Origin of the sequence: Thalassobius sp. Cn5-15, from assembly GCF_022347685.1 — a bacterium.
Taxonomy (GTDB): domain Bacteria; phylum Pseudomonadota; class Alphaproteobacteria; order Rhodobacterales; family Rhodobacteraceae; genus Thalassobius.
On the sequence record NZ_JAKRGF010000005.1, the window covers coordinates 37845 to 54981 of the forward strand.

Annotated in this window: 16 protein-coding genes; 12 read left to right on the forward strand and 4 right to left on the reverse strand. The window is 58.2% G+C overall.

Translation table 11 applies throughout. The features are described from left to right. Positions 1-3 precede the first annotated feature (3 nt). Positions 4-201, reverse strand: coding sequence for a heavy-metal-associated domain-containing protein (locus MHM86_RS11960; protein ID WP_239199798.1), 198 nt, complete (start codon positions 199-201; stop codon positions 4-6). A gap of 191 nt (positions 202-392) precedes the next feature. On the opposite strand from MHM86_RS11960, the gene MHM86_RS11965 reads away from it, so the two are divergent. Continuing rightward, complete coding sequence (locus MHM86_RS11965) at positions 393-2849, forward strand: heavy metal translocating P-type ATPase (RefSeq protein WP_239199801.1); 2457 nt, start codon at positions 393-395, stop codon at positions 2847-2849. 64 nt (positions 2850-2913) lie between these two features. On the opposite strand, the gene MHM86_RS11970 is transcribed toward MHM86_RS11965, so the two are convergent. Then, positions 2914-3909, reverse strand: coding sequence for a nitronate monooxygenase family protein (locus MHM86_RS11970; RefSeq protein ID WP_239199804.1), 996 nt, complete (start codon positions 3907-3909; stop codon positions 2914-2916). A gap of 484 nt (positions 3910-4393) precedes the next feature. Between MHM86_RS11970 and MHM86_RS11975 the strand changes: the two genes are divergently transcribed. The 6 genes from MHM86_RS11975 to MHM86_RS12000 are packed head-to-tail and all read left to right on the forward strand — an operon-like array spanning position 4394 to position 10957. Further along, positions 4394-5269: a branched-chain amino acid ABC transporter permease gene (locus tag MHM86_RS11975; protein ID WP_239199807.1), complete on the forward strand. Its 876-nt coding sequence runs from the start codon at positions 4394-4396 to the stop codon at positions 5267-5269. Positions 5270-5272: 3 nt separating this feature from the next. Next, positions 5273-6370 carry a branched-chain amino acid ABC transporter permease gene (locus MHM86_RS11980; protein ID WP_239199810.1) on the forward strand — a complete coding sequence of 366 codons (1098 nt, stop codon included), beginning with the start codon at positions 5273-5275 and terminating at the stop codon, positions 6368-6370. Then, positions 6367-7158 (forward strand): ABC transporter ATP-binding protein, encoded by a 792-nt coding sequence (locus MHM86_RS11985; RefSeq protein WP_239199813.1) that lies wholly within the window; start codon positions 6367-6369, stop codon positions 7156-7158. Before MHM86_RS11980 ends, MHM86_RS11985 begins: the two co-directional genes overlap by 4 nt. Further along, entirely contained in the window at positions 7155-7919 is a 765-nt protein-coding gene (locus tag MHM86_RS11990; RefSeq protein ID WP_239199815.1) for an ABC transporter ATP-binding protein, read from the forward strand. Before MHM86_RS11985 ends, MHM86_RS11990 begins: the two co-directional genes overlap by 4 nt. Beyond that, entirely contained in the window at positions 7910-9757 is a 1848-nt protein-coding gene (locus MHM86_RS11995) for a long-chain fatty acid--CoA ligase (protein ID WP_239199817.1), read from the forward strand. The genes MHM86_RS11990 and MHM86_RS11995 overlap by 10 nt, the downstream gene beginning before the upstream one ends. 33 nt (positions 9758-9790) lie before the next feature. Further along, a complete protein-coding gene (locus MHM86_RS12000) occupies positions 9791-10957 on the forward strand; it encodes an ABC transporter substrate-binding protein (protein WP_239199819.1) in 1167 nt (388 codons plus the stop codon). 71 nt (positions 10958-11028) lie between these two features. Here the strand turns inward: MHM86_RS12000 and MHM86_RS12005 are convergent, their stop codons facing one another. Together MHM86_RS12005 and MHM86_RS12010 are read right to left on the reverse strand one after the other, a co-directional pair. Next, positions 11029-11625 (reverse strand): LysE family translocator, encoded by a 597-nt coding sequence (locus tag MHM86_RS12005; RefSeq protein WP_239199821.1) that lies wholly within the window; start codon positions 11623-11625, stop codon positions 11029-11031. A gap of 314 nt (positions 11626-11939) precedes the next feature. After that, positions 11940-12230, reverse strand: a complete 291-nt coding sequence (locus tag MHM86_RS12010; protein WP_239199823.1) for a Dabb family protein — start codon at positions 12228-12230, stop codon at positions 11940-11942. Positions 12231-12507: 277 nt separating this feature from the next. On the opposite strand from MHM86_RS12010, the gene MHM86_RS12015 reads away from it, so the two are divergent. The 5 genes from MHM86_RS12015 (at position 12508) to gatA (ending at position 17106) form a co-directional block, all read left to right on the forward strand. Next, positions 12508-13779 (forward strand): FAD-binding oxidoreductase, encoded by a 1272-nt coding sequence (locus MHM86_RS12015; RefSeq protein ID WP_239199825.1) that lies wholly within the window; start codon positions 12508-12510, stop codon positions 13777-13779. A gap of 67 nt (positions 13780-13846) precedes the next feature. Further along, entirely contained in the window at positions 13847-14611 is a 765-nt protein-coding gene (locus MHM86_RS12020) for a LamB/YcsF family protein (protein ID WP_239199827.1), read from the forward strand. A gap of 35 nt (positions 14612-14646) precedes the next feature. Further along, positions 14647-15297, forward strand: coding sequence for a ceramidase domain-containing protein (locus tag MHM86_RS12025; RefSeq protein WP_239199829.1), 651 nt, complete (start codon positions 14647-14649; stop codon positions 15295-15297). A 34-nt stretch (positions 15298-15331) separates the two neighbouring features. Continuing rightward, positions 15332-15619: an Asp-tRNA(Asn)/Glu-tRNA(Gln) amidotransferase subunit GatC gene (gene gatC / locus MHM86_RS12030; protein WP_239199831.1), complete on the forward strand. Its 288-nt coding sequence runs from the start codon at positions 15332-15334 to the stop codon at positions 15617-15619. Then, positions 15619-17106, forward strand: a complete 1488-nt coding sequence (gene gatA, locus MHM86_RS12035; protein ID WP_239199834.1) for an Asp-tRNA(Asn)/Glu-tRNA(Gln) amidotransferase subunit GatA — start codon at positions 15619-15621, stop codon at positions 17104-17106. The genes gatC and gatA overlap by 1 nt, the downstream gene beginning before the upstream one ends. The last annotated feature ends 31 nt before the right edge of the window (positions 17107-17137 follow it).

A 17137-nucleotide genomic window follows, 5' to 3' on the forward strand; every position in this document is an offset into this window, starting at 1 on the left:
TCTTTAGGCTGGCGTGGCCTCAAAGCCGGAAGCGGTTATGGCCTGCGCCAGATCTTCGACCGGGTCGGCACTGTCGACTTCAACGGTGCGGGCTTGCATATCAAATGTCAGCAGTGCGGTCGGGTCCAGATTCTGCACGGCGGCTTTGATCTTTGCGCTGCATTTTCCGCAATGCATGGTGGGTACGTTGAATGTAATCATCACTCTGTCCTTACGTCGTTGGCGCGATGTGGACACCCTCCGGCCGCGCAGGTCAAGTGCAGGCTGCACAGCCGCGACAAAGTTGCCGGATCAGCCGGTCAGCAACCGCTGCACCTTGACCTTTACGATACGGTCTCTTTTATCAGAAAGAGGACAGCGTATTGCGAACGAACGATTTCAGAGAGGCAGCTATGCCAGATACCGAAGCACATAATCTGCGGCTGTCGGTCACCTCGATGACCTGTGCCGCCTGTGTTGGGCGTGTAGAACGTCTGTTACAGGCGATCCCCGGCGTTTCGGCGGCGCAAGTAAATCTGGCGTCGGAGACGGTGCAACTGCGCTATCACGCTCCAGCAGAGGTGGAGCAGATCGTGGCATCGTTGGCCGCTGGGGGGTATCCGGCGCGGTTGACGACCATACGCTTGCGTATTGAGGGGATGACCTGCGCCAGCTGTGTGGGCAGTGTGGATCGCACCTTGCGTGCGCTGCCATCGGTGATCGACGTACGTGTGAACCTTGCGTCCGAAGAAGCAGAGGTGGATCTGACGGACGGCCAAAGTGTGGATGCCCTGCTGAGAGCATTGAAAGACGTCGGATATAGCGGTGCACCGGTTGGTGATGCTGAGGCGGGCACTGCGGATCTTGGCGAACGCAAGGCGCAGGAGGCTGCCGATTTGCAGCGCCGCCTGACGCTTGCGGCAGCTCTCGCATTGCCGGTATTTGTGATGGAGATGGGCGGGCATCTTTATCCACCGTTCCACCACTGGATTATGCAGACTATTGGTACACAGACCTCTTGGCTGGTGCAGTTTGTGTTGACCACGTTGGTACTGATTGGCCCCGGACGTGGGTTTTATCAGAAAGGCATTCCCTCTCTGGTGCGGGGCGCGCCGGATATGAACGCGCTGGTGGCGCTGGGCACATTGGCTGCCTATGGGTATTCCACTGTGGCCACCTTCCTGCCCGCATTGTTGCCCGCTGATGTGCGTGCGGTTTATTTCGAAAGTGCGGCGGTGATTGTCGTGCTGATCCTGCTGGGGCGCACGCTAGAGGCGCGGGCTAAGGGGCGCACAGGCGCTGCCATCCGTGCGCTTGTTGGACTGCGGCCCAAATCCGCGATGCGGCTGGAAAACGACCAGCCGGTTGAGGTGATGATTGAGGATATTGCCACCGGCGACACACTGTTGACCCGCCCGGGTGAACGTATCGCTGTGGATGGTGTGGTTGTTGACGGCAGCAGTCCAGTGGATGAAAGCATGATCACCGGCGAACCTTTGCCGGTGACGAAATCGGTTGGCGATCGTGTGACTGGCGGTACAGTGAATGGCACTGGCGCCTTGCAGATCCGCGCCATCCATGTGGGCGCGGATACCATGCTGGCCCAGATCATTCGCATGGTGGAGGAGGCGCAGGGCGCTAAGCTGCCTATTCAGGCGCTGGTGGATCGCGTGACTATGTGGTTCGTGCCGGTGGTTTTGGCGGTGGCGGCGTTGACGGTACTGACATGGCTGATCTTCGGTCCTGCACCGGCACTGACACATGCGTTGGTTGCAGGTGTTGCAGTGCTAATCATTGCCTGCCCTTGCGCGATGGGGCTGGCAACGCCGACCTCTATTATGGTGGGCACGGGCCGCGCGGCAGAGCTGGGAGTGTTGTTCCGCAAGGGGGACGCGCTGCAGCGGCTGCAGGACGTGCAGCTGGTGGCCTTTGACAAAACGGGGACCCTGACCGAAGGTCGTCCAACGCTCACGGATTTCGAGGTGGTCGAAGGGTTAGATCGCGATCATGTGTTACGTCTGGTCGCCGCCGTTGAACGTGCCTCTGAACATCCTATCGCAGCGGCGATTGTCGCCGCAGCGGGCAGCAACCTGCCACGGGCAGAAAAGTTCGGTGCGATGGCAGGCTACGGTGTCGCAGCCACGGTCGTAGGCCAGCGCGTCATGGTCGGTGCCGACCGTTTGATGCAGCGGCGCAAGATCGACATAGCCCCCTTCGCAGCGGTGGCTGGACGGTTGGGGCGCGAAGGCAAAACGCCGTTTTATGCGGCCATTGACGGCCAGTTGGCAGCGGTGATCGCGGTGTCCGATCCAGTGAAGGAGACTTCTGCCACCGTGATTAAGGCCTTGCATGACATCGGCATCAAAACAGCGATGATCACCGGCGACAATACCGCTCCGGCGCATGCAATAGCCGAAGATTTGGGCATTGATCATGTGATCGCCGAGGTCCTTCCAAAGGGCAAGGTCGCAGCGCTAGAGGCATTGCGCGCAGAGCATGGCGTGGTCGCTTTTGTCGGCGACGGCATCAATGATGCGCCCGCGTTGGCGACGGCGGATCTGGGGCTGGCGATTGGTACCGGCACAGATGTGGCGATTGAAAGTGCCGATCTGGTGTTGATGTCAGGGGACCTGCGCGGGGTGCTGACCGCGCTGCAATTGTCACGAAAGGTGATGCGCAATATCCGCCAGAACCTGTTTTGGGCCTTTGGCTATAATGTGGCGCTCATTCCAGTGGCTGCAGGGGTGTTCTATCCGCTGTTCGGCTGGCAGTTGTCGCCGATGCTGGCAGCGGGCGCGATGTCGTTGTCCAGTGTGTTTGTCCTCAGCAACGCCTTGCGCCTGCGGTTCGTGACGCCTGTAGCGGCCTGAAGAATGACGGGGCAAGGGCGACCGAAAGGCCGCCCTTTTGAACCATCCGCGTGCCTATGGTGCTTTAGCGCACTGCGTTCATATAGGGGGCGGACTGCGCCGCCAGTCTTTGTTGCGCGGCGACATACTCGCGTGCCAGGCGATCCACCAACTGCGCCGCTGGCAATATCTCCTTCACGGCGTCGATGCCTTGGCCGGAACCCCAGATCTCTTTCCAGCTTTTTGGCTTATCGCTGCCGCTGAAATCCATCGCCGATGGATCAGAGCGTTCCAGCGCATCCGGGTCCATGCCCGCCGCAGCAATAGAAGGCTTCAGGTAGTTGCCCCAGACGCCGGTGAACAGGTTGGAATATACAATGTCACCCGCGCCGCATTCGGTGATCATCTCTTTGTAGCGCTGATCCGCGTTGGCTTCTTCGGTTGCGATAAAGGCGGAACCGGCATAGCCGCCGTCTGCCCCCATCGCCTGCGCTGCCAAAATGGAATCCCCACGCGCAATAGCGCCAGACAGGAACAGCGGTCCTTCGAACCAGCTGCGGATTTCCTGAATAAGCGCCAGCGGCGACTGACTGCCCGCATGGCCACCCGCGCCAGCGGCGACGGCAATCAGACCATCGGCGCCTTTTTCAATCGCCTTTTTGGCAAATCGGTTGTCGATCACATCATGCAGAGTGATGCCGCCAACACTATGGGCCGCCTCATTGATTTCCACCCGCGCCCCCAATGAGGTAATCCAGACTGGCACCTTGTGTTTCACACAGATCTCGACATCGCGTTCCAGGCGCCCGTTGGAGCGGTGCACAATCTGATTCACCGCATAAGGCGCGGCAGGGGTGTCGGGGTTGGCCTGATTGTGGCGGTCCAACTCTTCGTTGATGCGGGTCAGCCAGCGTTCCAGCTCAATCGGATCACCGTCTTTTTCACGCGCATTCAGCGCCGGGAAAGAGCCAATGATTCCCGCTTTGCACTGCGCGATGACAAGATCGGGGTTGGAAATAATGAATAGCGGGCTGCCGATGAGCGGAATTCGCAGGTTCTGCAGGGCGGTGGGAAGGGACATTTGGGCCTCTCATCACTTTTTAAAGGGGTTAAGTTGCCGCTGCGGCAACCGAAGCTTGGGGGGGAGGAGGTATGGCGTGTGGGTGGCGGATGAATGCCACTCAAAGGCGATTGGTGTGCTGGGCGGTCCATGTAGGGGTGCAGCCTTATTTTAAAGCCCCTTGGCGCGAAAACTTCGCACTTTCGGGTCCGCCTCAACATCGCTTCGCAGCTTTACCTCCCTCTAACCTACGTAAATTTTTGACCTTTCTGTTGGCGGCGGGTCAAGCGTCTTTGGTTGTGACCCTGCGTAGGAAATCCCACCTTGGGTGCCTATTGAGACGTTGACAGGTCCAAAAACGACATGCTTTGCTGCCCCCGTTGACCGTTCATAAAGTCTGGGGAGGAGGCTGCATGAAGGTACGTTTTTACGGAATCGCCCGTGGGCGGTTCCTGTGCGATCTGTGTGCGAACCGCCCTGTGGGAGTGACAGGGGAGGTCGGCACATGGAGATAATTCAGCTACTGATCGGTGGCGTGGCCTCTGGCTGTATCTATGGCCTCGTGGCGCTTGGATTTGTGTTGATCTACAAGGCCAGCGAGGGTGTGAATTTTGCTCAAGGCGACATGATGATGTTGGGCGCCTTTGTTGCGCTAGGACTTGTGAATAGCGAATATTGGGCGCTGCCGTTCATTCCTGGCATCCTGCTGGCCTGTTTCATCATGGGCGGCGTCGGCTACGGCATTGACCGTTTTGTGGTGCGCCGCATCTTTGGTCAGCCGCAGTTTGCACTGGTGATCCTGACCATCGCTTTGGGGTTTGTGCTGCGCTTCGTCGCGGGTGCGATCTGGGGGTTCACGCCCTTGGTTCTGGAAACGCCGTTTGCGGGTCAGAGCGTGCGGTTTGGCGGTCTGGTTCTGGGCTATGAGGATGTGATCACCATTGTGGTGACTGCTGTGTTGACGCTGGCCCTCTGGGCGTTTTTCAGCCGCACGAAACTGGGATTGGCGGCGCAGGCCGCATCGCAGAACCAAATGGCCGCCTATATCGTTGGTGTACCGGTGCGGCGGATCAATTCGATGATCTGGGGGCTGTCGGGCATCGTGGCCACGGTCGCGGGCGTGCTCTATGCCGCGAAGGGCGCGATTGATCCCAATATTGGCCTCTTGGGGATCAAGGCTTTTGCCGCCGCGGTGATCGGGGGATTTGGCAGCCTGCCTGGTGCGCTATTGGGCGGCCTGCTGATCGGGGTTGTGGAACCTGTCGCGGCGCGCTACCTGCCGTCCGGTTTCAGCCAGATGTCGCCCTATGTCCTGATGTTGATTGTGCTGACGACGCGCCCCGGTGGCCTGTTTGCACAGATCCACGCAAAGAAGGTGTAAGTCATGCGGGTGGTGTTCAAAACAAGCTACGACAAAGACATCGACCTGCACCCCGACTGGTGGGATCGCGGCAAGATCGCGGCGCTGCTGGTTCTGATGGCCCTGCTGCCGTTTTTGGTGGGCGAATACTATCTGGCAGAGGCGACAAACACCCTGATCTGGGCGCTGGCCGGTATGGGGTTGATGGTGCTGGTGGGGCATTCCGGGCAGGTGTCACTTGGACACGCGGCCTTTATGGCCATTGGTGCCTATGTGGATGCGGGGCTGATGACGGCGGGCGTGCCGTGGATCATTGCTTTCCCGCTGGCGGGGTTGGCTGCTGGGTGTTTTGGTGCCTTGGTCGCGATCCCTGCAGTGCGGATGTCAGGGATTTATCTGGCGATTGCCACGCTGGCGTTGTTTGTGATCGTTGAGGAAATGATCATCATTCTGGAACCCCTCACTGGCGGGGTTGGGGGAATGTTCGCACCCTCTATCATGCTGTTTGGCATCGATTTTGACCGCTATGCCAGCTTGTCCAACTTCTACTGGTTGGTGCTGGTGGTGGTGTCGCTGGTGACTTGGGCCTACGCGAACCTGTTGCGCAGCCCGACGGGGCGCAGTTTCCTCGCCGTGCGCGATAGCGAGGTTTCGGCGCGGGCGCTGGGCATCAACGTGACACGGACGAAGGCGGTGGTTTTTGGCCTGTCCTGTGGTGTGACGGGGCTGGCAGGGGCGTTGATGGGGCACTTCATCTCGTTCTTTAACTACGAGTTGTTTTCGATCTTCATCTCCATCAACCTGTTGCTGGTTGTGACCATCGGTGGGCTGGGCTTCATTCAGGGGGCGTTTTTTGGCGCCATTCTGATCACCGCCGTACCGCAAATGATTGCTATCTTGCGCGATGGTCTGAACGCCACCGTAGGGATTGATCTGGGATCGGTACCGGGTCTGGATACGCTGATTTTTGCGGTCATCCTTGTGGGCTTCATCATCTATGAACCCACCGGCCTATACGGTCGCTGGCTGAAGATGCGGGCTTATGTCCAACTGTTCCCGCTGGCGCGGCGCGACATGTTCCGCCGCCAGAAGACCTACCTGAAGACGGAGCGGATGCGATGAGCTTGTTACAAGTTACTGATCTGGCGGTGCATTTCGGCGGGGTGAAGGCGGTGGATGGTGTGTCCTTCGACGTCGAAGAGGGCGAGGTATTTTCCATCATTGGTCCCAACGGAGCGGGGAAATCCACCATCTTCAACCTGATTTCACGTCTTTATGAGCCCACCCGGGGGTCGATCCTGTTCAACGGTGAAGAATTGAGCAACCGGCCCGCCCATGCGGTTGCCGATCTCGGCATTGCGCGGACATTCCAGAACATCGAGCTGTTTGATCATTCCACCGTGCTGGACAACCTGCTGATGGGGCGTCACGGCCACCGCGCCACCAATTGGGTGCAGGATCTTTTATTCCTGCCCAAGGTGCGTACCGAAGAGCGTGCGCATCGCCAAAAGGTCGAAGAGGTGATGGAGTTTCTGGAGCTGGAAGCCTACCGCGACAAGATGATCGCCGGCCTGCCCTATGGCGTGCGCAAGGTGGTCGAGATTGGCCGCGCGTTGGCGATGGGACCAAAGCTGATCCTGCTGGATGAACCGGCATCCGGTCTGTCGGTGGAAGAAAGTCAGGATGTGGCCTTCTGGATTGAGGATATGCGCCGCGACATGGGCCTGAGCGTGTTGATGGTGGAACATGATATGCGGCTGGTCACGCAGGTCAGTGACCGTGTGTTGGCTGTCGCTAATGGTCGCTCGCTTGCCCTTGGCAGTGCGGCGGAGGTGCAGAACGATCCAGAGGTGCAGGCGGCTTACTTAGGCAGTGATTCCTTCCTCGCGGCAGAGGAGGGCGTGGCATGAGCCTGTTAAAACTGCGCAACGTCGAAAGTTTCTACGGCGCCATCATGGCCCTGCGTGGCGTGTCAATTGACGTCGAAGAGGGGCAGATTGTCACCATCCTAGGCGCCAATGGTGCAGGTAAAACCACCCTGATGAAAACTGTGTCCGGCCTGATGGACGCGGAAAAGGGTACGGTGGAATTTAACGGTAAACCCATTCACGGGCTGGAACCGGATAAGGTTGTCGCCCAGGGTCTGGCGCATGTGCCTGAGGGGCGCGAGGTGTTTCCCTATCTGACGGTTGAGGAAAACCTGCGCCTTGGCGCCTACGCCCGCAAGGTGCCGGGCGTGAACGAAGATATCGAACTGGTTTACGATTATTTTCCTATCCTGAAAGAACGGCGCAGTCAGTCGGCGGGTTTCCTGTCAGGTGGGCAGCAGCAGATGCTGGCAATTGGGCGTGGCTTGATGGCGCGGCCTAAACTGATGCTGCTGGACGAACCCAGCCTAGGGCTGTCGCCGCTGCTGACGCAGGAGATTTTTGCCATCATCAAGCGCCTGAATGCTGAACAGGGCGTCACCATGCTCTTGGTGGAACAAAACGCCAATGTGGCGCTCAACACCGCGCATTATGGCTACGTGCTGGAAATGGGGCGCATCGTGATGGGCGATACTTGCGCCGCGCTCAGGGAGTCGGACGATATTCAGGAGTTCTACTTAGGCAAACAGGACGAAGGCCAACGTGGCCAGAAACGCTGGAAAAGGCGCAAAACATGGAGATAAGTGCAGATATTATCGCCGATGACCGAGACATCGCGGTTGAGGGCTGCAATACCGTTGTCGCCCTCTGGGCCCAACGCTGTCACTTGAAAGGCGACGCAATTGCGCACCGCGACAAGACGCTGGGAATCTGGCAGGCCTACAGCTGGCATGACTATTTTGCGCAGGCCCGCGCAGTCGGCTTGGCGCTGGCGCATCTGGGGTTCCAGCGTGGTGAGGTGGCGCAGATCCTCAGCGAGGACCGCCGCGAATGGCTCTACTGTGACCTTGGCATCGCGGCGATGGGCGGTGTGCCATCGGGCGTTTACACCACCGACAGCGCGTCCCAGCTGGCCTATCTGATGAACGATTCCGCCGCACGCTTTCTGTTCGTGGAAAACGATGAACAGCTGGATAAACTGCTAGAAGCCCGCGACCAGATCCCGCAATTGGAGAAGGTCATCGTGTTTGACCGCGACGGACTGGCCAGTTTCAGCGATCCACAGGTGATGTTCTGGGACGATTTTATCGCTCTGGGACTGGAGGAGGCCACCGCCAATCCCACCCGTTTTGAGGAGGCGTTGAATCAGGTACGCCCAGAGGATCCGCGCATGCTGATTTACACCTCTGGCACCACAGGCCCGCCGAAGGGCGCGATCATCACTCACCGTAATATCCTTTTTCAGATGCAGGCCAGCCTGAAAACCCTGCGCTTTCTGGAAACGGATGAACTGCTGTGTTTCCTGCCATTGTGCCACGTTTTGGAACGGCTGATCTCGGTCGAGTTGCCTATTCTGGTGGGCTGCAAAGTGAACTTCGCCGAGAGTCCAGAGACTGTTTTTGACAACCTGCGGGAGGTCAGTCCGCACAGCTTCACCGGGGTGCCCCGTATCTGGGAGAAGATCCATTCAAGGCTGGCAATTATGCGTGGCGAAGCGGGCTGGTTCGGTCAGCGTGCCTTTGACTGGGCAGTGGCTGCGGGGATGAAAAAGGTGGCCGCGCAGCAGGAGGGGCGTGCGTTTGGCCCCCTTGAACGGGTCAATCTGGCGCTGGCGGATCTGTTAGTGCTGCGCAATTTGCGTGGCCTTATCGGCCTATCACGCACACGCCGGTGCACCACTGGCGCTGCTCCGATCAGCCCCGAACTGCTGCGCTGGTTCGAGGCGATCGGCGTCCACCTGCGCGAAGGTTTCGGCATGACCGAGACTGCTGGTGTGGCTTCGGTCAATACGGTAGAAAACAACGATATGGGCACTGTTGGCGTGCCCTTGCCCGGCCTTGGGTTCCGGATCGCTGAGGGGGGTGAGATTCAGATCAAAGGTCCCGCGATCTTTGCTGGCTATTGGAACAAACCGAACAAGACCGCTGAAACCTTTACCGAGGATGGCTGGCTGCGCACCGGTGATGTGGGGCGACTGACCAATCAGGGACGAGTGGTGATCACAGGCCGATTGAAAGACATTATCATTACTGCCGGTGGCAAGAACATCACCCCTGCGGAAATTGAAAGCCGGCTGAAATTTTCGCCTTATATCTCTGATGCAGTGGTGATCGGCGACCGGCGCAAATATCTGACTTGTCTGGTGATGATTGATCAGGAAAACGTTGAACGTTTTGCACAGGATTGGCAGATCCCCTTCTCCGATTTCGCATCCCTGACCCGTGCACCCGAAGTGGTCGCGCTGATTGGCGACGTCGTGCAATCGGTGAACAAAGAGTTTGCTCAGGTGGAGCAGATCAAGGATTTTCGCCTGATCGACATCCTACTGACGGCCGAAGATGAGGAGCTGACGCCGACAATGAAACTGAAGAGGAACTACGTAAACCAGCGCCATGCCGCGCTGATTGACAGCATGTACTAAGCCGCCTCATGCGGCATCTCAGGGAGGACGAACATGAAATTGTGGAAAGCATTGGCAGCCTCTGCCGCGATGGCACTGGCTGGCGCGGCGGCACAGGCCGAAAACGGTGTCACAGAGGATGAGGTTAAAATTGGCGGTGCACATGACCTGTCGGGCATCTTCGCGCCCTTTTCGGTTCCTGCAGTGAAGGCAGCGCAGCTCTACTTTGATGAGGTCAACGCCGCCGGTGGCGTACATGGCCGCAAGATCACCTATATTGTTGAGGACCACGGCTATCAGGTGCCAAAGGCGGTGCAGGCAGCCAATAAACTGGTTAATCGCGATCAGGTTTTTGCCATGCTCTTGAACCTCGGCACGCCGCACAATCTGGCGATGTTCAAACTGATGGGCCCTAAAGGTATTCCCAACATCAGTCCGCTGACCACTGCCCGTCAGATGATCGACCCGCCCGAACCGTGGAAATTTTCGGCCAACGCATCCTATTATGATGGGGTGCGACTGACGTCGGAATATATGGCGGCGGAACACGGGTCTTCGACCTTCTGTCTGATGTATTTGCCCACCGACTTCGGGATCGAGATCAAAGAGGGCCTGAAAGCGGGCGCTGACGCCTCAGGTGGCACCTTTGCAGTAGAAACCAAGCACAAACCGGATGAAACTGATTTCTCCGGCGCACTGGGCAAGTTGAAGGATGGCGGCTGTGATACAGTCGGGTTGGCGCTGGGCGTCAGTCAGATCATCAACGCTATCGCGACTGCGAATAAACTTGGCATGTCGGACATGAAATTTGTCCTTTCGTCTGCCGGATTCCACACGGTTGTGGCCAAAGGTCTGGCGGCGCAAGGCGTGATGTCGGGTGTTTACGCCGGTGCTGGCTGGCAGGATTTGGAAGCACGGCTGGGTGAACCGGCAGTGGGTGCGTGGGTGAAGGCCTATACCGAGGCCACGGGAGAGAAGTTTCCAGGCTCTGGCGCTTTGCTGGGCCGCTCTGCCGCGGAACTGCTGGTGCGCGGGTTGGAGGCTGCAGGTCCTGATCTGAGCCACGAAACTTTCATCGCGGGCATGGAAGGTCTGAACTACGACGATGAAATCGCGGGCTACACGGTATCAATGGATCCGGGGAACCATGTATCTGGCACGGCAGTTTTTGTATCGGCTGTGGAAAACGGATCGTGGAAGCTACTGCAAACGCTGGAGTGAGCGGTTTCTGATACAGTCGTTTTAGGAACAGATCCCTCGACCTTGTCGGGGGATTTTCCGTTCGGTTCACCTCAGATTAGCACCATCCAAATTGCGACAGCTCCGAGAAGGATGGCAAACACCGTGTTTATGATCTGTTTATGCTGCGGGGCGTGAAAGAGTTGCGCGATGCGATCCCCGATGAGGGTCCAGACGATGAAGGCGATTGCATTGTTTGCCGTGAAAATCGTGGTGATCAGCAGAACTGCAAACACGTCATCAGTTTGGTCCGTCTCCAGAAACTGCGTGAACATCAACGCCATTATGACATAGCCTTTGGGATTGAGCAGCAGCAGAACCGCGCCGTCCTGAAAGCGTAGCGGTTTGACAGCGTCGGCAGTAGTAAACGTGCTAGCACGTAGAATTTTACTGGCAATCCAAAAGATGTAGCACGCACCAATGGCCTGCAGCGCTTTGAAAAATATGGGAGACTCGTTCAAGGTAGCGATGAAACCCAGCCCGATCGCTGCGGTGACACACCAAGTCGCGACGTGATAGCCAAGGTTGGCGGGCATTGTCGCGCGAAAACCGAATTTGGCACCATTTGCGGCAAAGACCAAGTTGCCGGGGCCGGGACTGTAGGCCAAAGGGAAGAGAAACAGCACAAGGGCGATTGTCGTCTGGGTCATGTAAATGCCTCCGAAAGCCTTTAGGGGCGATCTAGCGGCACTTAAAGCGGTTCATAAACCCGTTTCATGCGCATTTTGTCAGGCGGTGTAGCGTGTTACGTGATAGGGTACACCCCTGTTCCTACAGTTGTTTTTCGTCTGACCAGAACTGTGCTGACCAGAACAACGAAAGATCACTTTTCGATTTCAGTGCGAATTCTCGCAAGATAGGAACCAGCGATCTGAATGTGTTTGAGTAGACAGGTGGCCCGTAGGCTTACAGTAATAAATGTCTCAAACAAGTGTGAATAAGTTTGGGATCCTGAGGATTGCGCTCAGCCTGTCAGGAAATCTGCCGCCATCCGCATGTCGCGCAGCGGACGCACGCGGTCGATGGATTTTTGATAGAGTGGGTCCGCTTTGAATGCGGCGAGCTGCGCCTCATCCTCAAATTCGCCGTAGACCACAAAATCCGGTACCACCCCGTCGATCGGATCGGATTTCAGATTGCGGCCCACCTCCAGATGATTGGCGTGTGTGCTCTGCGTTAGCAGGGACAGCCCGTCAAAGATGGTATCACAATCCTTGGGATCACGTGCTGTGAAGAAAACGATGTGACGCAGCATGTGCTCTCCTGCTTTTAGCGGCGGTTCGGGGTCTGTGTTGCAGGGTGTGGCCTGACAGCGGCGTCAGATCAATCGACAGTGACAACTACTTTGATCCGCGCCTTTCACTTTAGGGGGAAGGGTATCGTCTTTTTCCCCTTTGTGCTGGAATTGGTTGCAATTTCCGTACGTTGGGCACGAAAAATAGTAGCTGTTTGCGGGATCTCCGGTATGCGTGATGCAGCACTTAGCGCTAGAGTGGCGACGCAAGACCACACGACGACAGAAGGACGCCGCCATGATCAATCAGATACAGCCACAGACCGCGAAAACCGTGGTGGTGATTGGGGCAGGTATCCTTGGGGTGGCAACTGCAATCTGGTCGCAGCGTGCTGGACATCGGGTGATCCTTGTCGATCGCGAAGGTCCGGCAGCGGGGGCCTCTGCGGGTAACGCGGGTCTTTTGGCTTCCTCTGCCGTGGTGCCGGTCAACACGCCCGATCTGTGGACTAAAGCACCGGGGATGCTGCTCGATCCTGAAAGTCCGCTGTTTCTACGCTGGTCTTATCTGCCGCGTATGATCCCGTGGCTGGCGCAGTTTATGGCCAAGGCAACGGACAAACAGGCCCGTGCGACAGCGCGTGCGCTTTACCCGATCATCGGCGACAGTCTGGCGGATCATCAGGCGCTGGCGGCGGGCACGGGGGCGGAACACTACATCGTGCCAACGGACTACCTCTACATGTACAAGGACCGCGCGGCGTATCTGGCGGGGGGATATGCATGGGATATCAAAACCTCTCTGGGCTTTCATCCGCAGGAGGTGGAGGGCGCGGCATTGCGCACCTTGGAACCTGCGCTGTCTGACACAGTTGGTTTTGCTGCCGTGGTGCCGGATCATGGCAGGGTCACGGACCCCGCCGCCTATGTGCGGACCTTGGCCGATCATATGGTCGCGGGTGGCGGCCAGCTGATCAAAGGGGATGTACAGGGGATCGCCCGTGAAAACGGGCAGGTGACTGGCGTACGGGTGGATGGTGATCTGATTGCCTGCGATCGGGCGGTGATCACTGCCGGTGCATGGTCTGGTCCGCTGGCCCGTGATTTGGGTTTGAAGGTGCCGTTGGATACTGAACGCGGCTATCATATCGAATTGTGGAATCCCTCAAAAATGACCAATCATCCTGCGATGATTTCTGCCGGTGCCTTCGTGATCACCCCGATGGAGGGGCGTTTGCGGCTGGCAGGCATCGTGGAATTGGGCGGGGTGGAGGCAGGTCCGTCGCGTGCACCGTTCAACCTATTGCGCAAACACCTTGCCCGGGTGATGCCGGATCTGACATGGGAAGAAGAGACGGAATGGATGGGCTTCCGCCCGACCTTGCCGGATGCGCTGCCGGTGATTGACGCGGTGCCGGGGATCGCGGGCGCCTTTGTCGGTTTCGGCCATCAGCACGTTGGCCTGACGGGTGGATCAGCGACGGGACGCCTTCTGTCGCAGATGTTGTCGGGGCAGGTGCCGAACCTTGATCTGACGCCCTATAGCCTGTCAAGATTCGGCAACGGCTGATCCGCCGATTGCCTGAGACGGCGAAGCCTGCCACAAACAGCAGGCAAAGACGTAAAGGAGAGGCATCATGAGCCTGACAGTCGATCTGAACGCGGATATGGGCGAAAGCTTTGGCTCTTGGTCGCTGGGCGACGATGCCGCGCTGCTGGAAATTGTGACCTCTGCCAATGTGGCCTGCGGTTTTCACGCAGGCGATCCTGATGTGATGCTGCACACCATGCGCAATGCGGTGGCGAATGGCGTGGGCATCGGCGCACACCCCGGTTTTGATGACCTGCGTGGCTTTGGCCGCTACCGGATGAGTGTGCCACACGCGACGCTGGCCAACCAGATCCGCTATCAGGTCGGCGCGGCGCAGGCGATGGCGCGGGCTGCGGGCGGTGAGGTGCGGCATCTGAAACTGCACGGGGCGCTGTCGAATATGAGCAGTGAGGATCAGGCGCTGGCTCGTGTCTGTTATGACGCGGCACTGTCAGTGGCGCCGGATCTGGTCATCATGGTGCTGGCCGCAACCGCCCAGCAACGTGCGGTGGAGGAAATGGGCGCGCGGTTCGTGGGCGAAATCTTTGCAGACCGCGCCTATAATGATGACGCCACGCTGGTTGATCGATCGAAACCCGGCGCGGTCATTCATGATGCGGCCCTTGCTGGCCCGCGCATTGCCAAAATGGTCAAGGCAGGCGCGATTATTACGGAGAGCGGCAAGCATATTGAAACCGGCATCGACACCATCTGCCTGCACGGTGACACGCCAGAGGCGGTGGAAATCGCCCGTTCGGTCCGCGCCTCGCTGGAGGGGGAGGGGATCGTGGTCAAAACCTTCGGCACCTGAGATCGCGGGCGACCGTCTCATAGAGGGGACGAAAGATGTTTGAACACATAGACAGCTATTGCGAACGTTTGGATGCCAGCCTCTGGTCAGAGCCGGTGAATTTTGTCACCAATATAGCCTTCATGTTGGCAGCCCTTTATGTCTGGCCACAGGTGCGCGGAATGGTCTGGGGACAAGTGCTGGCGGTGGTGCTATTTGCGATCGGGGTGGGGTCCGCGCTGTTTCATTCATTTGCGCAAACATGGGCATCTATTGCCGATGTGATCCCGATCCTGATCTATGTCTTGGTCTATATCGCCCTGTCGCATCGCGTCTATTGGCAGCACTCTTGGCCGAAAACCGCGTTGTTTTTAGCGTTGTTTATTCCCTACGTTGCTCTGACCCTGCCGCTGTTTCAACTGGTGCCCGGCCTCGGCTCCTCTGCCGCATATGCACCGATCCCGCTGTTGATCTTTATCCATGCGGCATTGCTACATTCCCGCCTGCCGCAGGTGGCGCGTGGGCTGGCGATTGGGGCGGGGATCCTCTGTGGCTCGATTCTCATGCGGGTTCTGGATGAACCGCTGTGTGGGATCTGGCCAATGGGCACGCATTTTATGTGGCATATCCTCAACGCGGTGATGCTGATGCATATGATCCTTGTTTATCGTAGCCATATGCTTGCAGCGGGGCAGGCAGGACGTTAAACGCGTAGCAACGCGAAAACGGAGATCTCTCGAGATGTCGATCGACACGAAAACCGCCGCCAAAGTGGCCAAGCTGGCCCGCATCAAGGTGGAAGATGAGGCGCTGCCGGCGCTGGCCAATGAGTTTAACACCATTCTGGGCTTCATTGAGCAGCTCAACGAAGTGGATGTTGAGGGTGTGGAGCCGATGACCTCGGTCACGCCGATGCGCCTGAAGCGCCGCGTTGATGTGGTCACCGACGGTGGTCAACAGGACAAGGTCCTGAAAAACGCGCCTGATGCGCGCGAGGGCTTCTTTGCGGTTCCGAAGGTGGTTGAATAATGTCTGAACTGAACAAACTGACGCTGGCCGATGCTCGTGACAAACTGCGGGCGGGCGATGTGACCTCGGTCGAACTGACAGAGAGTTGCCTCAAGGCAATCGACAAAGCCGGTGCGCTGAACGCCTTTGTGCACAAGACGCCGGAAATTGCATTGGAGCAGGCCAAGGCCGCGGATGTCCGGATCAAAGCAGGCGATGCACCTGCTATGTGCGGTCTGCCCGTGGGTATTAAGGATCTGTTCTGCACGAAAGGTGTTCCCAGTCAGGCGGCATCCGCCATTCTGGAAGGGTTCAAGCCGGAATACGAATCCACCATCACCTCGAAATTGTTCGACGCGGGCTCGGTCATGCTGGGCAAGCTGAACATGGACGAATTTGCCATGGGTTCGTCGAACGAGACTTCGGTCTACGGTAACGCGGTCAACCCGTGGCGCCGCGAAGGGTCTGACGCTGATCTGACACCCGGTGGCTCCTCTGGTGGCTCTGCCTCGGCTGTTGCAGCGGATCTGTGTCTGGCGGCGACTGGCACTGACACCGGCGGTTCCATCCGTCAGCCTGCAGCTTTCACCGGTACCGTAGGCATCAAGCCGACCTATGGCCGTTGTTCGCGTTGGGGCGTTGTGGCCTTTGCCTCCTCGCTGGATCAGGCAGGCCCGATGACCAAATCTGTGCGCGATGCGGCGATCATGCTGGAAGCGATGTGTGGTCACGACGAAAAGGATTCGACCAGTGCTGATCTGGCAGTGCCGAATTTTGAGGCGATGCTGACCGGTGACATCAAGGGCAAGAAAATCGGTATCCCCAAGGAATACCGCATGGACGGTATGCCCGCCGAGATTGAGAAACTGTGGGAAAACGGTCAGGCGATGCTGAAAGACGCAGGTGCCGAGATCGTGGATATCTCCCTGCCGCACACAAAATACGCACTGCCTGCATACTACGTGATTGCACCGGCAGAGGCTTCGTCGAACCTCGCACGTTACGACGGTGTGCGTTTTGGTCACCGCGCCACGCTGGATGCGGGCGACGGCATTACCGAGATGTATGAAAAATCTCGCGCCGAAGGGTTTGGTCACGAGGTGCAGCGCCGTGTGATGGTTGGCACCTATGTACTGTCGGCGGGTTTCTATGACGCCTACTACAACCGTGCCCGTCGCGTGCGCGCGCTGATTAAGAAGGATTTCGACGATGTGTTCGCCGCAGGCGTTGATGCGATCCTGACACCGGCGACTCCGTCGGCGGCCTTTGGCTTGGGTGAAATGACCGACGCAGATCCGGTGCAAATGTACCTGAATGACGTCTTCACCGTGACCGTGAACCTTGCTGGCTTGCCCGGTATCTCGGTTCCCACCGGTGTGGATGCGCAAGGTCTGCCGCTGGGGCTGCAGTTGATCGGCCGTCCATGGGAAGAGGGCGATCTGCTGAATACCGCCTACGCGCTGGAAGGCGCGGCAGGGTTTGTAGCCAAACCCGGCCAGTGGTGGTAAACACCCCCGTTGACAGGGCCCGGGCGATGCT